The organism is Pedobacter sp. HDW13, from assembly GCF_011303555.1.
Lineage (GTDB): Bacteria > Bacteroidota > Bacteroidia > Sphingobacteriales > Sphingobacteriaceae > Pedobacter.
The window spans coordinates 6,014,035-6,034,137 of record NZ_CP049868.1 but is presented as its reverse complement, the minus strand read 5'-3'; the positions used below and the strand labels follow the sequence as shown (position 1 = coordinate 6,034,137).

General features: G+C 41.9%; 18 protein-coding genes. 15 read left to right on the top strand and 3 right to left on the bottom strand.

Translation table 11 applies throughout. The features are described 5' to 3' along the window. Position 1 precedes the first annotated feature (1 nt). Complete coding sequence (locus tag G7074_RS25060) at positions 2–1,438, top strand: SusD/RagB family nutrient-binding outer membrane lipoprotein (protein ID WP_166211938.1); 1,437 nt, start codon at positions 2–4, stop codon at positions 1,436–1,438. A gap of 140 nt (positions 1,439–1,578) precedes the next feature. Here G7074_RS25060 and G7074_RS25055 read toward each other — a convergent pair whose 3' ends face one another. After that, positions 1,579–1,779, bottom strand: coding sequence for a YtxH domain-containing protein (locus tag G7074_RS25055; RefSeq protein WP_124559853.1), 201 nt, complete (start codon positions 1,777–1,779; stop codon positions 1,579–1,581). Between the two features lie 407 nt (positions 1,780–2,186). Between G7074_RS25055 and G7074_RS25050 the strand changes: the two genes are divergently transcribed. From G7074_RS25050 to G7074_RS25035, 4 genes are all read left to right on the top strand, one after another. After that, complete coding sequence (locus G7074_RS25050) at positions 2,187–2,999, top strand: thioredoxin family protein (protein ID WP_166211935.1); 813 nt, start codon at positions 2,187–2,189, stop codon at positions 2,997–2,999. A gap of 12 nt (positions 3,000–3,011) precedes the next feature. Then, on the top strand, positions 3,012–3,185 hold the full coding sequence (locus G7074_RS25045) for a hypothetical protein (protein ID WP_158674033.1): 174 nt from the start codon (positions 3,012–3,014) through the stop codon (positions 3,183–3,185). A 129-nt stretch (positions 3,186–3,314) separates the two neighbouring features. After that, positions 3,315–3,761, top strand: a complete 447-nt coding sequence (locus G7074_RS25040) for an organic hydroperoxide resistance protein (RefSeq protein ID WP_240916411.1) — start codon at positions 3,315–3,317, stop codon at positions 3,759–3,761. 52 nt (positions 3,762–3,813) lie between these two features. Further along, the gene (locus tag G7074_RS25035; protein ID WP_124559855.1) at positions 3,814–4,002 is read left to right on the top strand and encodes a hypothetical protein; all 189 of its coding nucleotides are present in this window, start codon (positions 3,814–3,816) and stop codon (positions 4,000–4,002) included. Position 4,003: 1 nt separating this feature from the next. Here G7074_RS25035 and G7074_RS25030 read toward each other — a convergent pair whose 3' ends face one another. Together G7074_RS25030 and G7074_RS25025 are read right to left on the bottom strand one after the other, a co-directional pair. After that, a complete protein-coding gene (locus G7074_RS25030; protein WP_124559856.1) occupies positions 4,004–4,765 on the bottom strand; it encodes a LytTR family DNA-binding domain-containing protein in 762 nt (253 codons plus the stop codon). After that, the gene (locus G7074_RS25025; protein ID WP_166211932.1) at positions 4,746–5,765 is read right to left on the bottom strand and encodes a sensor histidine kinase; all 1,020 of its coding nucleotides are present in this window, start codon (positions 5,763–5,765) and stop codon (positions 4,746–4,748) included. The genes G7074_RS25030 and G7074_RS25025 overlap by 20 nt, the downstream gene beginning before the upstream one ends. A 253-nt stretch (positions 5,766–6,018) precedes the next feature. Here G7074_RS25025 and G7074_RS26835 point away from each other — a divergent pair, with 253 nt between their 5' ends. The 10 genes from G7074_RS26835 (at position 6,019) to G7074_RS24990 (ending at position 20,070) form a co-directional block, all read left to right on the top strand. Next, positions 6,019–6,480, top strand: a complete 462-nt coding sequence (locus tag G7074_RS26835; protein ID WP_205944122.1) for a winged helix-turn-helix domain-containing protein — start codon at positions 6,019–6,021, stop codon at positions 6,478–6,480. Positions 6,481–6,512: 32 nt separating this feature from the next. Beyond that, entirely contained in the window at positions 6,513–7,040 is a 528-nt protein-coding gene (locus tag G7074_RS26830) for a substrate-binding domain-containing protein (RefSeq protein ID WP_205944121.1), read from the top strand. A 930-nt stretch (positions 7,041–7,970) separates the two neighbouring features. After that, entirely contained in the window at positions 7,971–11,120 is a 3,150-nt protein-coding gene (locus G7074_RS25015; RefSeq protein ID WP_240916410.1) for a TonB-dependent receptor, read from the top strand. Further along, entirely contained in the window at positions 11,120–12,790 is a 1,671-nt protein-coding gene (locus G7074_RS25010) for a RagB/SusD family nutrient uptake outer membrane protein (protein WP_255456757.1), read from the top strand. The genes G7074_RS25015 and G7074_RS25010 overlap by 1 nt, the downstream gene beginning before the upstream one ends. Positions 12,791–12,822: 32 nt before the next feature. Further along, entirely contained in the window at positions 12,823–13,050 is a 228-nt protein-coding gene (locus G7074_RS27755) for a RagB/SusD family nutrient uptake outer membrane protein (RefSeq protein WP_370526573.1), read from the top strand. 15 nt (positions 13,051–13,065) lie between these two features. Beyond that, on the top strand, positions 13,066–14,301 hold the full coding sequence (locus G7074_RS25005; RefSeq protein WP_166211926.1) for a DUF5000 domain-containing lipoprotein: 1,236 nt from the start codon (positions 13,066–13,068) through the stop codon (positions 14,299–14,301). Between the two features lie 34 nt (positions 14,302–14,335). After that, complete coding sequence (locus G7074_RS25000; RefSeq protein ID WP_166211923.1) at positions 14,336–15,556, top strand: DUF4998 domain-containing protein; 1,221 nt, start codon at positions 14,336–14,338, stop codon at positions 15,554–15,556. 122 nt (positions 15,557–15,678) lie between these two features. Continuing rightward, entirely contained in the window at positions 15,679–15,858 is a 180-nt protein-coding gene (locus G7074_RS28040) for a glycoside hydrolase N-terminal domain-containing protein (protein ID WP_370526571.1), read from the top strand. Further along, entirely contained in the window at positions 15,855–18,020 is a 2,166-nt protein-coding gene (locus G7074_RS24995) for a glycoside hydrolase N-terminal domain-containing protein (protein WP_370526657.1), read from the top strand. The genes G7074_RS28040 and G7074_RS24995 overlap by 4 nt, the downstream gene beginning before the upstream one ends. A 79-nt stretch (positions 18,021–18,099) precedes the next feature. Then, positions 18,100–20,070 carry an alpha-galactosidase gene (locus tag G7074_RS24990; protein ID WP_166211920.1) on the top strand — a complete coding sequence of 657 codons (1,971 nt, stop codon included), beginning with the start codon at positions 18,100–18,102 and terminating at the stop codon, positions 20,068–20,070. The last annotated feature ends 33 nt before the right edge of the window (positions 20,071–20,103 follow it).

Genomic DNA, 20,103 nt, shown 5'->3' with positions numbered 1-20,103 from the left:
CATGAAAAATAAGAAACTCTATATATTCGCCATTTTGGCCCTTGCCTTTTCATCTTGCAAAAAAGAGCTCGATGAGGTGAACATTAACCCCAATGCTCCTGAAGTTGCGCAACCCGATTATTTACTTACAGGAACGACCAAAACCACTGTAGATACCTATTGGGGCGTAACCAATAACATGAATTCGAGCCTGCTTTTTGCGCAGCACTGGGCTAAAGTGCAATACACAGAAGAAGATCGTTTTATCTTTTCGAACAGCAGTTTTACCTCGCTATGGTCTACCGGTTATGCGCAAAGTATTGCAGGCTTTAATAAAATTATCGAACTGGGCGATGCGCAAGGCAACACCAATTATAAAGGTGTAGCATTGGTATTGAGGTCGTGGGTATTTTTATTGCTTACCGATGCTTATGGCGATATTCCATATTCGCAGGCCGGAAAAATAAAACAATTTGTTACACCTGTTTACGATAAACAGAAGGATGTATATTACGGTATTTTAAACGATTTGAAATCTGCTCAAGTAGCACTCGATCCTGCTTCGGGAAAAACCATTGCCGGTGATGTAATTTACGGCAATAATATTGCTTCGTGGAAAAAGTTTGCCAATGCACTGCGCCTCCGTATCGCTTTGCGTATTGCGGATAAAGATGCAACTAAGGCCAAACAGGTAATAGACGAAATACAGGCCGAAGGTGGTGCTTACATCAGCAGTAATGCAGAAAATGCAATACTAAAATATGATGTTTCGCCACAACAGAATCCGGTTGCAGCATCATTCGAAACCCGTAACGATTACCGGATCAGTAAAACCATTGTAGATAAACTTTTTTCGCTTAGCGATCCAAGATTATCGGTATATGCGAGTAGAACCGAAAATACTACGCCCCAAACCTATGTAGGCATTCCAAATGGTTCTACCAACTCCGAAGCCAGTGCTATTGGTTTAGCTAATTCATCTAAACCAGGTACTTATTTTCTGGATGCCAAAGCGCCAGCTGTAATTTTTAGCTATGCCGAATTGCTTTTCGATCGCGCTGAGGCGGCTGCACGTGGTTTCACGACAGAAAATGCTGAGGATTTATATAAGCAGGCTATCCGGGCATCGTTTGCACAGTATAATATCAGCGGAACCGCAGTTGATAGTTACATCAGTCAGACCGCTGTAGTTTATGATGCCGCAAACTTTAAGAAATCAATCGGTGAGCAGAAATGGATTGCATTATTTGGGCAAGGACTGGAAGCCTGGGCAGAGCAGCGTAGACTGGATTATCCGCAGTTAACGGCTTCGGTAAATACGGTGTTAAATGGTAAAATCCCTGTGCGTTTTATTTATCCGGGTACTGAGCAATCGCTAAACGGACAGAATTATAAAAATGCTGTTAGCAGTCAGGGAGCCGATTTATTAACAACAAAACTCTGGTTTGATGCTTTTTAAAACTTAAAACCTCACTGGTGTTTGACCAATGGTTTACAAAGAAAAAGCGCTCCGATTTTAAATCGGAGCGCTTTTTTTGTTGCTAAATTTTACAGAAACAGGTATCTCGATTGATCTGCCTGTTTATTGTTAATGGGTATTCATCTGGCAAAATCTTCGGCAGCATTACTCAGCTTTGATTTCAAATCCTGTGTATAATTTTTTGCCTTATCAGCCCATTGCGGTGCTTTATCCATTAATTCGTCTACTATCGATTGGCCCGTAATTGGGTCCTTCTTCGTGATATATTTTACGCCTGCGTAAACCGCAGCACCAATAATTGCTGTTTTTAAAATTCCCATGTCGTTTTTTTTGTTTTTTAGTTAAACATTTTGAGGTAGTTAAAAGTTTTAGACGGCTTTAGCTTCTTGTTGTTACAGTCTTTGGAGTTTGCATCACAAAACATTAAAACGAAAAAAGTCAGAATTTATTGAATAAGGATGATCTCGTCCCCCTTTGAAGGGGGCAGGGGGATGAGATTTTGTATTTCAGAGCGCGATTAAAGATTACGGTGTAACAGGGGAGATGCTGAAACAAGTTCAGCATGACGGTTAGGGGGAGGGGGATGAGTTTGATAATTTCCAAATTCTACTGTCCGGTTGAGTATACCTACTTACCATTTCATGCCTTAATATGCCTAGTCTGGCCATTTTGCACCTTGGCAGGAGGGTTTTTTGAGATAGTTTTGAGCAACAAAAAACACAGAAACATGAAAATAACGAAAATTTTATGGTTGGCTAATTTCTTCATTGTCATTACCCTTTCCATTACGGCCTTTGCGTCAATGTATAAAACCCCGGGAAAAGATACTCCCGTTAAAACGTCCGGAAAAGGTTTTGCTGTGGTCGAATTGTTTACTTCGGAAGGTTGCTCGAGCTGCCCGCCTGCCGATGAACTTTTAGCCAGGCTGGAAAAAGAATCAGCCGGAAAAGATTTGTTTGTGCTTGCTTATCATGTCGATTATTTTGATCGCTTAGGTTGGAAAGACACTTTCGGGAATCCGGAATATTCGAAAAGGCAGGCGCAGTATGGGCAGTGGTTAGGCTTGCCACAAATTTATACCCCACAGGTAATTGTTAACGGTGCAAACGAATTTATCGGTTCGGAAGAAGCCAGCATTCGCAATGCCATTTCGACCCAGCTGGGTACCAAAGCAAGCGCAGAGGTTAAGCTTCAATGGCACCAAACTGATCAGGACTTTAAAGTACATTATCAGGCTTCGGGCGAAGCAAAGGGCAGTAAACTGTTAATTGCTGTTGTACAAAAAGCTGCCAGTACCCAAGTAGCCAGAGGTGAAAACGAAGGCAGAACCCTGTCGCATGTGCAGATTGTACGGAAGTTGCAAAGCGAAAAGATCAGTGCTGAGGGAATCGGAGCCGTTTCGGTTTCATTGCCCAAAGGCTACAACGAAAAAGACTGGGAAATTATTGGTTTGCTGCAAAACCAAAACACCGGTAAGCTCATCGCCGCTACCAAAGCGACCCAATTTGAACAAAAAAACAATGCCAGCTTACATCATTAAACCTTTACAGCCATGGAAAATACAATCAAAAAAGGCTACAGCAAATTTATGGTTACACTAGTTTCAATGCTCTCCATGTTATTTCTGCTTAGTCCGCCGTTCGAACGAAATGTTCAGCAATGCGAAATGGTGATGGAAATTACAAGGAAAAAGAAAAGTGGCTTCCTCCCTGATGGAGAAGAATAAAAACTGATAAAAAACTCAACCCGGAAAATGTCCGGCTTAGCGGGTAATCTGCCTGACTCACCAGATTATGGTCGTTAGCCCGCTGTTTAAGCAATAATTTTGAATAAAAAATTTAAAAATCATAATACAATGGAAAATAATCAAAACGGAAATCCTACAATGGATTTAAGCACAAAAGTATTATATACAGGAAAAACACACACTACAGGCGGTAGAGATGGCAACTCAAAAAGTACTGATGGAAAATTAGAAATTGCACTTTCTTCGCCAGGTTCAAACGGTAAAGGCACAAACCCTGAGCAACTGTTTGCTGCGGGTTGGTCGGCATGTTTTATTGGCGCAATCGGCCTGGCCGCTGCAAAGTACAAAATAGCTTTACCTGCCGGTCTTGCGGTTGATGCTGAGGTTGATCTTTGTGTAACTGATGGCGCTTACAGTTTGCAAACCAGGTTAAATGTAAGCCTACCCGGCTTATCTACTGAGGAAGCCAGGTTGCTAACCGATACTGCACACCAAACCTGTCCGTATTCAAAAGCTACCAAAGGCAATATCCCTGTCGAAATTAATTTAGTATAATCAATTTAACCGCGGAAGCAGATGTTTAAATCTGTCTCCGCTTTTTTATCAGATGATGATCAGTTTAACTTTAACCCCTGACGTTACCTTATGCTGTATGGCCGCCTTATCGATTGTAATGTCGGATATTTGCACCAAGCCAGGGTTGCTCCAGCTGCCAGTAATTGATAATGAAACAGCCGGACATAAGGAAGTGCGTGAGGAAATCAGGCACATTCTCGAACAACAATTTTCCGGTTAGCTTACCTGTTCTCCAGCCAGTTTAAAAATGCAGTTGTTTTTTCTTTTCCAATCAGCAGTTTTTCGGGCGAGGGGATAACCAGTTTAACAAATAGCTTACGGTCGAAATAGTGCTCTACTTCCTTGATCGCGCTAAAATTAACAATGTACTGGCGGTTAAGCCTAAAAAACTGCAAAGCAGAAAGCTGCCCTTGTATGGTATCCAGCGATTGGTTCAGGGTATATTCTTCCTCTTTCAAGGTCATAATGGTTGGCGAGTCGTTGCGGATGTAGATAAAAGCAATCTGCTCGGTAGGAACCGTTGTATATTTATTGTGTTTGAACACCAGAAAACTCTTTTTCCCTTCATTTGGCCCAATTCGTTTAATCAGCTCATCCATATCCGGGAGCTTATTTTGCTGAAAAAAATTCTGAAACTGATCTACCTTTTCAAAGGCCTTTTGCAGGTCTTCCTGCGAAAAAGGTTTTAGCAGATAATCAATACCATTGGCTTTAATGGCATCCATCGCGTACTCGCCATAAGCAGTACAAAAAATTACCGGACAACTGATTTTTACCGATTGAAAAATTTCAAAGGAAAGGCCGTCCGACAGCTGGATATCCATAAAAATCAGATCGGGTTGCTCGTTTTCTGAAAAATAATGCACAGCATCGTCAATACTTTGCAGGTTAGCTACAACTTGTGCTTTCGGACGTATTTTATTAATAAGGCTTGATAAAGACTTGGCAGCCTTCAGCTCGTCTTCAATGATGATAATCTTCATGTATAAGGGGAAGTTTTATACTAAAATGGGTGTCTGTTTTGGTAATGATGATCTCTTTGTTCAGTAAATGGCTGTAGCGCTGGTTAATGTTTTCGAGACCAATTCCGGTTGAGGCCTCAGGGGTACGCTTAGGCTGGATTTTATTCTCTACTACAATAAAATTACCATCCATATATAGCCTGATTTGCAGGGGCTTGTGGATCGAGAGGACGTTGTGTTTAATGCAGTTTTCAATCAGAAGCTGGAGCGTAAAAGGTGGAATGAGCGATTGCTGATAACTTTTATCAATATCAATAGAAAGATCAATGCCTTCTTCAAAACGGGCCTTTAACAAAAAGAGATAAGCTTCTAAAATATCCAGTTCTTCGGCTAGTTTAATCAGGTCGTGCTTGCGGCTTTCCAGCGTAAAACGGTAAAAATCTGAAAGTTTAAGGATAAATTCTACGCTATGTTTATCGTTACTTTCTACCATATACTTCAGCGTATTGAGGCTGTTGAAAAGGAAGTGCGGATTAACCTGTTGTTTTAAGAGTTCGTATTGCGCTCCCAGATTATCAGATTTTGTTCTTTCGAGTTCGATACCTACCTGCTGGTTTTGGTAGTTCTGGTACAGGAGGTTCAGGAACATGTAGAATGTAATATTTACCAGTATTCCCCTTACCTCAAACATGAGCATTACGGGGCCAAAATGAATGGAACTGAGCAAATATTGTTGCAGGCATGAAAGTAAAAACATTAAAAGTATACCGAAGAAAAGACCTTTAATGAGCCGAATCATCGAAAAACCGCTGGCTACATCGCGTGAGGTGTAAGCAGGAAGGGTAAATACATTATAATACCAGATTAATACGGCAAAAAGAAAGGTTACGGCTGCATCGGCAAGGGCTTCGTATAAATTAAAACGGTGTTGGGCAATTTTGGGAATGGAAGTGAGTACACCCAGAAAAAAAGAACTCAGCCATATTACTTTGTGCGGAATCTTAAATGTTTTCTTTTTCATGCATTTCAAATATACTATACTTGTTTCAACATCTGTCAGGTAATTAAAATAGAGCTGCTGAAATAAGTCTGATTGTTATCAGATCAACATAACGGATTTGAAAATAATTACCCGATTTTTCAGCGCTTTACATCTATCTCTGGCATAGCTGCTACGTTACGATAAATTAAAATTTATCCATAATCACCATTAAATTTTTATATTTCGAGCAAAATTATCTTCACTAAAACGATTACTAACCGCATAACGCTGCATGAATAAGGAAAAACTGTTCAACGAAATCAAGGATTTAAGCATCATTAATGCTTTTTCGAAACATGAACAGTTGGTACAGAGTATTATTAATGGCTTAAACCATAAATACATATCCAAAGGCGATATTCTGCCTTCGGTTAATGAAATGATGCGCGAAACCGGTTATGCCAAAGAAACCATTGGTAAAGCCTATAAAGAGCTGATTAGTAGGGGGATTGTAGAGTCGAAAAACAGGCGGGGCTATTTTGTAGCTACCGACGATACGGAGCAGCACCTAAAGGTATGTTTGTTAATTTACGCTTTCGATACTTTTCAGGAAACCTTTTATCAGAATTTCCGCGACCACCTGGGTGAAAACATTCAGGTAGATGTCTATTTCCACCACAATAACTTCGGTGTTTTCGAATCCATTATTAACAGCAATAAAGGTCAGTATGGTTTGTATGTAATTGCCCGATAGAAAGTAATGAAGCCAAAGAAGTACTGGAACAGTTGCCGAAAGAAAAACTGCTGATCGTAGATCGCTACGTAGCATTAAAAGGGGAGTACTCTTACATAGTACAGGAGTTTGAAAATGCATCGTACAATGCTTTCATACAACTGGCACCCCGCATTAAAGCATTTTCTGAATTTGTTTTCTTTTTTAAACCTTCATCAGCCGAACCCAATGAAGTGCTGATCTCATTTAAGCGTTTTATAAAAGAATTTAATATTAATGGTGTAATCAAAAACCATTACGAATCCGGAAGCATTGCACCGGATAAGGTGTACTTTACCATCCACAACCTTGAACTTTGGGAAATGCTGAAAGATACCAAAGTAAAGGGTTTAAAAGTAGGGAAAGATTTAGGCATCCTTTCGCACAACGACGACAACGTGAAAGAGATTATTTTTGATGGCATTACCACCTTTTCAATTGATTTTGCAGAAATGGGACGATTAGCGGCCGAGTTTGTACTTAGCTTAAATCCGGTTAAGCATATAATGGAAAATAAACTGATCAGAAGAAACTCACTTTAGCAGCACAGGCCTGGGAACGACAATGATTATCAGTTTCATCTTGTTTACGGTTCTGGCAGCAACCATTTCTTATTTTAAAAATTGGTGCTTCACACCTTTAATGCCGGCTTAAACAGTTCGAGCACTTTGTTTCTCTTGAATTTGTATCAGCTTTATATGGAGAAACGGGGGAAAGCATTATCATATGGTTTTAATTGTCTTAATGGCTTTTGTGTTTTTTATTTTCTCTGCTTACATGCTAGCATAGTTGGTTTGCAACTCGTAATAACTAATGTTTAATTATCATAAATAGATTTAGCTTCGCTGAGCACTATATGGTTCTCGGCTGTGCTATGCTTCGCTCGAAATGACGGATTGGCTATGTGTGGGACAAATGAACTAATAACCAATGTTCAATAAACAATTATCAGACGGGATTTGCGCAAGCGCTATGGCTGGGACTAATGAACTAATGGCCAATGAACTTATAAATTGAAATTTCACCTACACATTTGGAATATAGATTTTTTTGTTTATCATTGTATTCGGAAAAAATAGGATAGTATAGGATAGGATAGAAATTTGTTTATATTCCAGCATGGAGGGGCCTAACCGCTTATCCATGATAAACAGCAATTCAATAGTCGTCTGATTCTTTTTCTAGCTCCTGGTTTCCGCTAACCAAACCAACCAAAATATATGAGGAAATTTACAACTTATTCTAAAGCAGATCATTCTGCTATCGCTGAAACTCGAATGTGGCCCATGGCAACAGGCAGTTAGGAGTGCGTCGCATTCATCTTTTACCTATTATAATCTTATTTGATTTACTCATTAAAAGCTAATTGGCAAATGAAGCAATTATTTTTGTGCGGGTACTCTCGGGTACCTAGCAAATTAAAAAACGCACTGTTATTGACGGGTTCAATCTTTGTGTTTTTTCTGGTTTTTATGCCTGTAAAGGGTTTTTCGCAGGCAGGAAAGAAAACCATTACAGGTAAAGTTACCGATACGCTCGGGGTAGGCCTTCCGGGTGTTACTGTAGCGGTAGTTAATAAAGTAAATGTGGGTACGCAAACCGACAACAATGGTAAGTATGTACTCGATGTAACTCCGGGCGAGCAACTGCGTTTTTCTTATGTGGGCTATCGCGAGCACCGTGTAATTGTTGGCGCTGCCAATGTAATTAACGTAAAACTGGCCGAAGAGAATATGCTCTCGGAAGAGGTGGTTATTACCGCCCTTGGTCAGAAACAACGTAAAGAAGCATTGGTAGGCTCGGTTACCACCGTAAAGGTAGGTAACCTTAAAATTCCATCGAGCAATTTAACCAATGCCCTTTCCGGACAGATAGCCGGTGTAATTGGTTACCAGCGCAGCGGGCAGCCAGGGCAAGACAATTCGCAGTTTTTTATCCGCGGGGTAACTACTTTCGGGTATAAAAGAGATCCGTTAATTCTGATTGACAACGTAGAGCTAACCAGTTCTGATCTGGCACGCCTTCAGGTTGATGATATTGAAAGCTTTTCGATATTAAAAGATGCGAGTGCCACTGCCTTATATGGCGCCAGGGGGGCAAACGGCGTAATTCTGGTTGCTACCAAATCGGGTAAAGAAGGGAAGGCTAAAATCAATTTCAGGCTGGAGCAATCGGCTTCTCAATCGGTGCAGAATTTAGAACTGGCCGATCCGATTACCTACATGAGGCTTTTTAACGAAGCATCGATTGGCAGGGGGATGGATCCCATGTTTACGCCAAACCAGATCATCAATACGCAGGCGACGGTAAATAAAAGCCCGGGCTATAACGAATACGTTTACCCGGCGGTTGACTGGCTGGATATGCTCTTTAAAAAGCGCACCAGCACACAGCGGGCAAATTTGGGTATTAGCGGTGGCGGTGGTGTTGCCCGTTACTATATCGCGGGTTCATACAATTTAGATAATGGGGTACTTAAAGAAGATTCGCGCAATAACAACGATAACAATATCAAGTTCCGTAACTATCAGCTTCGCTCCAACATCAATATCGATTTAAGTAAGACTACTGAAATGGTGGTGCGCTTATCGGGTAATTTTAGCGAGTATAACGGTCCGCTGGCAACTGATGGTGGTTTTTCTACCGATTTGTACAACATTGCCGTTCATACCAGTCCGGTTTCTTTTCCGGCATTTTACCCCGCCGATGCTGCCAACCAAAATGCACAGCACATTTTATTTGGCAACAGGGGAGGCTCAGGGCAGAACAGCATTTTAGATAATAACCCTTATGCAGCTATGCTTCGCGGACATAAAAACTCGTCCGAATCGCGCATGTCGGCCCAGTTTGAGCTCAACCAGAAATTAGATTTCTTTACCGAAGGACTTTCGTTTAAAACGATTTTCAGCACTAACCGCTATTCATATTTTGATTCGCAGCGTGCCTATTCGCCATTTTATTATAACATTGGCTCTTACGATAAACAGAGCAATACTTATGTGTTAAGCTGGCTTAACTCTTCGGTAACAGGTGGAGCACCAAATATTGCGCAAGAATATTTGTCTTACTATCCGGGAGGTACCAATATCAATACCTTTTTATATGCCCAGGCCTCATTAAATTACGATAAAGCCTTTGGTAGCCATAATGTTAGCGGTACTTTAATTGGTACAGCCCAGCAATCGGTTTACAGCAATGCAAGCTCTTTGCAAAATTCGCTTCCTTACCGCAATTTAGGTTTGGCCGGTCGTTTAACCTATTCGTATAAGAGCCGTTATTTTATCGAATCTAACTTTGGTTATAACGGATCGGAAAGGTTTTCTGAGAACCACCGTTTCGGTTTTTTCCCAACCATTGGTGCCGGCTGGGTACTTTCCAACGAAAAATTCTGGACAGGTGGATTGGCCAACGTGATTAGCCGCTTAAAATTAAGGGCTAGTTACGGTATTGTAGGTAATGATGCCATTGGTGCGCAGCGCTTTTTCTATATTTCGGATGTTAACCTAAATGGTGGCGGAAATTATGCCCAGTTTGGATTTAATGGCGCATCTAACCGTAATGGTGTGTTCATTAATAATTACGAAAATAAGGATGTAACCTGGGAAACTTCAAGACAGACCAACGTAGCGCTGGAAACAACATTTTTTAAAGATCTGAGCCTTATTGCCGAGTTTTACAACAACTACCGCTACAATATTTATATGCCGCGTACCAACCTGCCTACAACATTAGGACTGGAATCGGGCATTGGTGCAAACGTAGGTGAGGCGCGCTCGAGAGGTATGGATTTATCGCTCGATTATAAATTCAGGGTGAACGATTTTTCATTTGCCGTACGTTCTAACTTTACTTTTGCCAAAAACAAATACATCAATTACGAAGAGCCGCAGTGGGCAGAAGCTTACCGTTATACCACCGGACAAGCCATTAACCGCAACTTTGGTTACATTGCCGAACGTTTATTTGTGGATGATAAAGAAGTACAGAATTCGCCAACGCAGATTTTCTCGCCCAATGGCAAACCACCAAGAGCAGGAGATATTAAATACCGCGATTTAAACAACGATGGTAGAATTGATGAGGCCGATAAAGCTTATATCGGTTTTCCACAATCGCCTGAGATCGTATATGGTTTTGGTTTCAGCTCATCATACAAAGGTTTCGATCTTTCGGCATTTTTTACCGGACAAGACCGCATGACTTTCTTTATCGATCCGACTAAGGTTAGTCCATTTGTGCCAAGTAATCAGCAATATATACTGGGCAATACACAATTGCTGAAAGATTTTGCCGATAACCACTGGTCGCCGGAAAACCAGAACCTGTATGCGCTTTACCCACGACTGGCTGTAAATGCTGTCGATTTGGAAAATAATGCACAAACCAGTACCTGGTGGATGAGAAACGGACGTTTGTTACGCCTTAAATCGGTAGAGCTGGGTTATACGCTTCCACAACGCATTTCTAGCAAAATTAAGTTAAACTCCTGCCGCATTTATTTCAACGGCTTAAACTTGCTTACCTGGAGCCCATTCAAATTATGGGATGCCGAGCAGGGCGGAAACGGTTTTGCCTATCCAATACAAAAGGTGTTCAATGTTGGTCTTAACGTAACCTTATAATGAAAACGATAAAAACATATTTCAAATACAGTTGCATCCTTTTAATGCTTTGCACTTTTGCATCCTGTAAAAAATACCTCGATGTTACCCCCGATGACATTGGTACATTAGATTATGCATTCAGGAACCGGAACGAGGCCGAGAACTACCTGTATTCTTGCTATGCCTATTTGCAGCGCATGAATGATATGGCTACCAATCCTGGCTTTACCACTTCATCAGAGTTAATTTATTCGAATACGCTCGATAATTTTCAGGGTTTTAATCCTACAGGTTTTAACCTGTTGCGCGGAACACAAACTGCTGCGAGACCCGGTTTAAATACCTGGGATGGGCAGGAAGGCAGTTACAGTCTTTGGCGTTCGATCAGGATCTGTAATATCATGCTCGAAAACATCGACAAACCAATTGACCTTGGGGCTGCTGAAAAGAAACGCTGGATTGCAGAAACCAAATTCTTAAAAGCTTATTACCATTACGTTTTATTTAAAATGTACGGGCCAATCCCTTTAATTAAAACCAACCTGGCCATCAACAGCTCAACCGACGAAGTGCGGGTAAAAAGAGTACCTGTTGATGAAACTGTTGATTACATTGTATCACTTTTAGACGAAGCTGCGGCAGATTTACCTGCAGTGATTAGCAGTCAGGCTACAGAGCTGGGCCGCATTACCAGTGTAATTGCCCTTTCGGTTAAAGCCGATGTGCTGGCCACGGCTGCAAGTCCGTTGTTTAACGGCAATCCGGATTATGCAGGTTTTAAAGATAAAGACGGGATAAGCCTTTTCCCGGCTGCCTACGATGCGCAAAAATGGAAAAAAGCTGCCGATGCGGCTAAAATAGCCATCACAGCTGCCGAAGCACAAGGCATTAAATTATATACTTTTAGTGCACCCTCAACCGTTGGTAAATTATCCGATTCGTTGAAAAGAGAACTGGATGTGCAGAATGCTGTTGCCGAAAGATGGGAACTCAATTCTGAAATTATATGGGCTTCCAACCCCGAGTTTAACTATCAGGGTTTTTCTACACCGAGGCTTACAGCGAAATCGGCGGTAAATATTTTCTCTAATCCCTCTACTTTTTCTGCTCCGATTGCAACACAGGAACTTTTTTATACCGTAAATGGCGTACCGATTGCGGAGGATAAGACCTGGGACTATGCTGGCAGGAACACGATTAAAGCGGGCGATAATGCCAGTCGTTATTATATTCAGCAAGGCTACGAAACCATTAAAGGTCACTTTGCCCGCGAAACCCGTTTTTATGCCGATATGGCTTTCGATGGCGGTATCTGGTTTGGCAATGGCCGTAACTTTCAGGATAGCCCCAGTGCACCTTTATACTATGTTTCGGCCAGGGGAAGTGGTTTTGCCGCCCCAAGCGATAATATCAGGTTGAACATCACCGGTTACTGGCCTAAAAAACTGGTGAGCTATGCCTCAGTTTATGATGATGGTTTTCAGTCGTCGCCATTCCGTATGCCATTAATCCGTTTAGCGGGTTTATACCTTTTATATGCCGAAGCTTTAAACGAAGTTAACGGACCAACTGCAGATGTGTTTACTTACATCGATAAAGTGCGTCAAAGGGCTGGTTTACAGGGGTACAAATTTCGTGGACAAACTTTTCAAAAAGTCCGAATAAGTTTAATACCAAAGATGGTTTAAGGCAAATTATCCATCAGGAAAGAAGAATTGAGTTGTGTTTTGAAGGCCAGAGCGGATGGGATTTAAGAAGGTGGAAAGAATTGCAGGCCGTGCTAAGCAGCCCGATACAGGGTTGGAGCATTAACAATGCTGATGCCGTAAACTATTACCGGCCAACTACCCAGTTCATTCCTGTTTTTGGCCTGAAAGATTACCTGTGGCCTATCAGGAGTTCCGATCTGGTAGTGAATCCAAACCTTGTTCAAAATCCTTATTGGTAGTTTAAATTAAACAACATGAAAAATATTAAACATAGTATTTACCTGGCGCTTATTGCTGCTGTTTTGGCAAGCCTTGCAGCCTGCAAAAAAATGGAAAGCTATAACGATCCTGCTTCTTCAGATATGACCAAGCCGGGAGTGGTAACCAACGTTAAAGTCGATAATTTTAATGGCGGAGCTTACATTACCTATTCTTTGCCCAATTCTAAAAATCTTTTGTATGTGTTGGCGCAGTATAAAATAAACGGGGTAACCACTCGCGAAACTAAATCGAGCTATTATTCTGATTCGATTATGGTTGATGGTTTTGCTAAAAAACAAGGTTACGATGTTACCCTGTATGCGGTAAGCAGGGCAGAGGTTAAATCAGATCCGATTGTGGTTAAGGTTAATCCCGATACCCCACCTTATTTATTGGCCAAACCCAGTATCAATGCTGAGCCAGATTTCGGTGGAATTAAAGTTACCGGAACCAACCCTGCAAAAAGTAATCTCGGTGTTATTTTGCTTTCGGTAAACGATAACAACAGTTCTGATGTGATCGATCAGCATTATGGCAAAACAGATGTAATCAGTTATTCGGTTAGGGGCTATGCACCTGTGGCCAAAAAAATTGGTTACTACGTTACCGATAACTTTGGGAACATTTCTGATACCACCTACAAAACCATTACCCCATTTTTCGAAACCCTTTTGGATAGGGGGAAATTCTTTCAGTACAGACTACCATCTGATGGAGTTATTGCATATGGCTGGGATTTACCTTATCTGTGGGATGGAAAAACCGATGGGAACTCTAATGGCTGGCACACCGCGCCAGGTGGTGCAATGCCTGCAATTGCGACTTTTGGTTTAGGCATAAGCGCTAAATTAAGCCGCTTTATTTTATGGGAAAGACCCGATGGTGGCGATAAATTTGCATTTGGTCACGGAAATCCAAAGGTGTTTTCGGTATGGGGTTCTGATGTAGCTGCCCCACGCGATGCGCAATTGCCTTTATCGGCACCCGAAGGAACGGTTATCGGCGACTGGATTAACATGGGCAATTACAATTATCCTAATCCGCCGTCTGGTGCCACTCCGGTAGCGCATACCACTGCAGATAACGATTTTGTAAAAGCAGGTGTAAGTTTCAATTTCCCCTTAACTAACCCTAAAGTGCGTTATATCCGTTTATCGGTAAGCACAACATGGTCGAGCGGTACGTTTGCACATGCCATGGAAATGGCCTTTTACGGCGATCCGAGATAGTTATTGATTAACAAAAGAAGATAAATTTTCAGATATGAAAAGTATATATAAAATAAGTGGTTTGTTGCTGCTGCTGGTAACCCTGATCATCAGCTGTACCAAAGATGATCTTGCTTTTAAAGAATTTTTAAAAGATGGCGAGATGGTTTATCCCGGTCGTGTGGCAAACATCATTACCAAACCGGGCAACTTGCGCACTGCACTCTGGTGGAACCCAAGTCCCGACCCAAGTGTAACCAAATACGTGGTATACTGGAACAACAACGGCGATTCGGCGGTGGTGAATTCGACCACGCATAATCCGCTCGATACCGTTAAAGTAATCCTTTCGAACCTGAAAGAATATACCTATACTTTTACGGTTTACTCTTACGACGCGCAAGGGCACAGGTCTATCCCAATTGAGGCCAGAAATGTGCGGGTTTTTGGTCCGCTTTACCAATCGGGATTGTTAAACAGGCCTTACAACGCTACCAACCCTTATGTGGTAAACAGCAATGGTTCGGTTCAGCTCAATTTTAATACACCCGACACCATTAATGTGAATACCATTGTGCGTTACACCAATAATGCCGGAGCCAGCGTAGATAAAACGCTTTTACCAAAAGATACTGCTATTACCCTTACTGATTATAAAGCCGGGACAGATATTCTTTACAAATCAGCTTTTATCCCCGGTAAAGGTTCGCTGGATATATTTACGGTATCAGATTTTTCGACCTTCCCTAAAATCTTTACTTATGTACTATGCGACAGGTCGTTATTTAGCGAAGTGCGTTTACCGGGTGATGCCCCAACTTACGAATCGGGAACCAGTATTAGTAAGTTGTGGGATGGAAGTGTTGGGCCACAAGGTTATCCCAATATTTTCCACAGCGCAGGCAACAGTGGTATGCCACATGTAATTACTTTCGATTTGGGCAAGGTTTACACCAATTTATCGCGGATAGAGGAAACCGGCCGCGATTGCTGTAATAATCCCGATCGTTTCGAAGTTTGGGGAACTGCCGATTTAACCAATGCAACTACTAGCTTATCGGCCAGTAACAGCGGATGGCCGGCCGAAGCAACCAGTAAAGGTTGGGTACTTTTAAAAGACATTACCAGATCAGACGATGGTAAAAATCCTTTTACATCTGAATTGGATAATGGAGGCAAACCGATTCGTTATATTCGCATCCGGATTAAACATGTAACCACAGGCGATGGTAACTATAGCAATATGAGTGAAATCAGGTTCTGGAACAAGCAGTAAACCTCTTAAGCGGTCGTCATCTCGACTGGAACGCAGTGGAACGGAGAGATCTTTAATAGATTTCTTGGTTTCGCTACACTCCGCTCGAAATGACGATTGTTTGTATGATCAACAACACACAAATGAAACTAATGTATTTAAAACAACTTACTGTTATTGCGTGCTTTTCGCTTCTCATTGGTAAAAATGCCACAGCCCAGCAAAAGCCCCTAAGCCTTTGGTATGATAAACCTGCCAAAATTTGGGAAGAAACACTACCACTTGGTAATGGCAAGCTGGGCATGACCCCTGACGGGGAATAACGAGAGAGCAGATTGTACTGAACGATATTACTTTATGGAGTGGGGGCAAGCAGGATGCCAACAACTACGAAGCTTACAAAAGTCTTCCTAAAATCAGACAACTGATACTGGAAGGCAAAAACGATGAGGCCCAGGCACTCGTAAACCGCGATTTTGTTTGTAAAGGACCAGGCTCGGGCGGTGCAATCTGGGGAAAATACCAAACCCTGGGTAATTTGCAGCTTGATTATACGTATCCTGGTGAAAAAGACGTAAAACCAGCGTTTTACAAAAGAACTTTATCGTTGGATAAGGCAGTGGCTACAACCGAATTTACCCTCAACGGCGTAAAATATAAAAGAGCATATTTCTGCAGTTTTAATAATGATATAAATGTTATTCGCCTTACGGCTGATCAGCCCGGAAAGCTAAATTGCAATATTTCCATAAGCAGGCCCGAAAAAGCGACTTTGGCCAGCGAAGGTAAGGACCTGTTGATGTTTGGTCAGCTGGATAATGGCACCGATGGCAAAGGCATGAAATACCAGAGCCGGGTAAGTACAAGTATTAAAGGTGGCTCGGTAATTACCACAGATAATATCATTCAGATAAAAAATGCTACCGAAATACTGATTTACGTTGCAGCAGAAACCAATTTTAAACATGCTGATTTTGAGGCACGTGTTAAGAATACTTTGCAACAGGCCAAAAAAACGGCCTATGCAGTTGAACTGGCCAAACACAATGCTAATTTTGCGAAGCTTTTTAACCGTTTAAAAATCAATTTGGGCGAAGGCGAAGCCGCTAAACTACCTACCGATATAAGGCTCGAGCATTTCTACAAAGACTACCAAAACGATGTTTCGCTAGCTGCCCTGTTTTTTCAATTTAGCCGCTATTTAAGCATCAGCAGTACCCGGGTCGGACTTTTGCCACCCAATTTGCAGGGTTTGTGGGCCAACCAGATCAATACCCCATGGAATGGCGACTACCACCTGGATGTGAACGTGCAAATGAACCATTTCGCTATTGAACAAGCTAACCTTTCGGAACTTAATCTGCCCCTGGCAGAACTGGTGAGGAGCTTAACCATACCGGGCGCAAAAACCGCAAAAGCTTATTACAATGCAAACGGATGGATTGCCCATGTAATTACCAATGTATGGGGATGTACAGAACCGGGAGAAAGTGCCTCATGGGGTGCCTCCAATGCAGGTTCAGGCTGGTTATGCAGTAACCTTTGGGATCATTTCGCCTTTAGTCAGGATTTAAATTACCTGAAAAGCATTTATCCAGTACTAAAAGGTTCGGCCGAATTTTATAAAAGTGCCCTGGTTAAAGACCCGAAAACAGGCTGGCTGGTTACTTCACCATCGGTTTCGCCCGAGAATACTTTTTATCTGCCGAATGGAAAAACGGCCAGCATTTCGATGGGACCAACCATTGATAACCAGATTGTACGCGAGCTTTTTAACCATGTAATTACTGCAGCCAAATTGCTTAAAACCGATGCCACGTTCAGTGCTTCACTAGAGGAAAAACTAAAATCCATCCCGCCGGTTGGACTAATCAGCAAAGATGGCCGCATACAAGAGTGGCTGGAAGATTACAAGGAAACCGATCCGCAACATCGCCATATTTCACATTTATACGGCGTTTATCCGGCTGGTTTAATTACGCCGGTAACTACGCCTGCTTTGGCCGAGGCTGCTAAAAAAACACTGGAAGTGCGCGGTGACGATGGACCAAGCTGGTCGATTGCCTACAAACAGTTGTTCTGGGCCCGTTTACTGGATGGAAACCGTGCTTTTAAGCTTTTAAGGGAAATTTTAAAACCTACCTTGCGTACCGATATGAATTACGGTGCCGGTGGCGGGGTTTATCCAAATATGTTATCGGCCGGACCACCATTCCAGATTGATGGAAACTTTGGTGCTGCAGCAGGTATTGCCGAAATGCTCATTCAGAGTCACGATGGCTTTATCGAATTGTTGCCCGCTATACCCGACGCGTGGAAAGCATTTGGCGAAATTAAAGGACTAAAAGCCCGTGGCAATTTTACAGTTGATATGAGCTGGAGAGATGGTAAGATTACCCATTACCGCATTGCCTCGCCAAAACCGCAAAAAGTAAAACTTAAAATAAACGGTATATTGAACCAAATAACTTCAACCAAACTTTAAAACTGATATGGTTGTTTGTAATGCATTTAAATTCAGGTATTTGTTTGTTTTTTTTGTGCTGCTGTCGACTTTCAAACCGGTGTCGGCAACCGTTATTCCATATGGTAAAGCAGGCAAAATAGATTATAACCTTAAAACTGGTACTTTTACTGTTTTTAACGGAGAGGTTTTGCTGCTGGCCCAGGGCTTTTCGGAAGTGGGCTATCAAAATAAAACGCTTAGCTCCAAAAACTACACGCAAATTACTTATACAAAAAGGGCAGTAAAAGATGCTTTTGGACAGGGAATCAAGCATACCTTTTTATTAAAACAAGATGGCTTGCCCAACATGCAGCAAATCATTTATACCTATGCCCAGCGCGATTACTTCTTCATTTCTGTAAGCATAACAGGCAGTAATCTGGCCACAAACCGAATGGTACCTTTAAAGGGAAATCTGATGGATAGCCAGATGAAGGATGAAGCCACCAGCTTATTTGTGCCTTTTGATAACGATACCTTTATTTCTTATCAGGCCGTTCCATTTCAAGCCAATGTTACCAATCCGAGTGCCGAGGTTACGGCTTTATACTATAATCCATCGCGAAAGGGTTATGTGATAGGCTCTGTTGAGCATCGCAACTGGAAAACCGGAGTCATCACTACAATGGATGCTGCTAAAGAAATAACTGTTGAGGCCATTTGCGGTTACACCAACGAAAGCATTACCCGCGATAAAATAGCGCACGGTTATCTGAAAGGAAATACAGTGGCTTCGGCCAGTATATTTTTTGGCAGTTTTAGCGATTGGCGTTCAGGGATGGAAACTTATGCTAAAGCAAACCGAATAGCCGAGCCACCTGTAATTTTTAAGTGGAAAAGCCCTACGCCAGTGGGTTGGAATAGTTGGGGAGCCATGCAGGAGAAAATTACCTTAGAAAAAGCCAATCAGGTAGTCGATTTTTTTGCCGATAGCCTTAAATCATTCAGGAGTGAAGGGGTAGCTTATATCGACCTCGATTCGTACTGGGATAATTTACTTAAAGGAGGTTTAACCGGTGATTATTCAAAACTCAAAGCTTTTGCCGACCATGCGAGAGCAAGAGGTTTAAAACCCGGGATCTACTGGGCACCTTTTGTAGATTGGGGTTTTGCAGGTGGCAGCAACCGCAGGGCCGAGGGAACCAATTATACTTTTGGCGAAATGTGGACCAAAGTTGGATCGGGTTATCACGATATTGATGGTACACGTGCTTTAGATCCCACACATCCGGGAACCCAACAACGCATTGCAACTGTAATTAATAAGTTTAAGGAATGCGGTTTTGAAATGATTAAAATCGACTTTTTAGGTCATGCTGCAATCGAATCGGAACATTTTTACGATCCTAAAATTAGCACGGGCATGCAGGCTTACCAGGCTGGTATGGAATTTTTGCTTAAACAGCTCGATGATAAAATGTTGGTTTATGCTGCTATTTCGCCCAGTTTGGCTTCTGGTAGGTATGTACATGTGCGCCGGATTGCCTGCGATGCCTTTAAATCGATACACGATACCGAATATACTTTAAATGGTGTAAGCAACGGGTGGTGGCAAACCTATTTGTACGATTTTATTGATGCCGACCATGTGGTGTTTGGCGATCAATCCGACTCAGAAAATACTGCCCGCTTTTTATCAGCCATTGTTACAGGTACCTGCATTACAGGCGATGATTTTTCCCGCCAGGGTAAATGGACAAACAGGGCACAACGCTTATTGAATAACACCGAAATCCTTAAAATTTTGCAGGATGGAAAAGCATTTGTACCGGTAGAAGGGAACAAAGGCAAATCGGCCTCGCCGCTTTTTGTAAAACAGGTTGGAAATGTGACTTATCTGGCCATATTCAATTACAGCAATGCTGAACAAAAAATCAACCTCGACTTTTCCCGTATTGGGTTAAAAACCAGCGAAAAATACAACGCTACTGATCTCATTACTCAAAAAACAGCTTCCATTCAGGATAATCATTTATTAAAACTGGCTGCAAAAGATGCACTGATTTTCAAAATAATCTTAAAAAAATAAAAACCTATCTAAAACATTAGCCTATATTTTAAC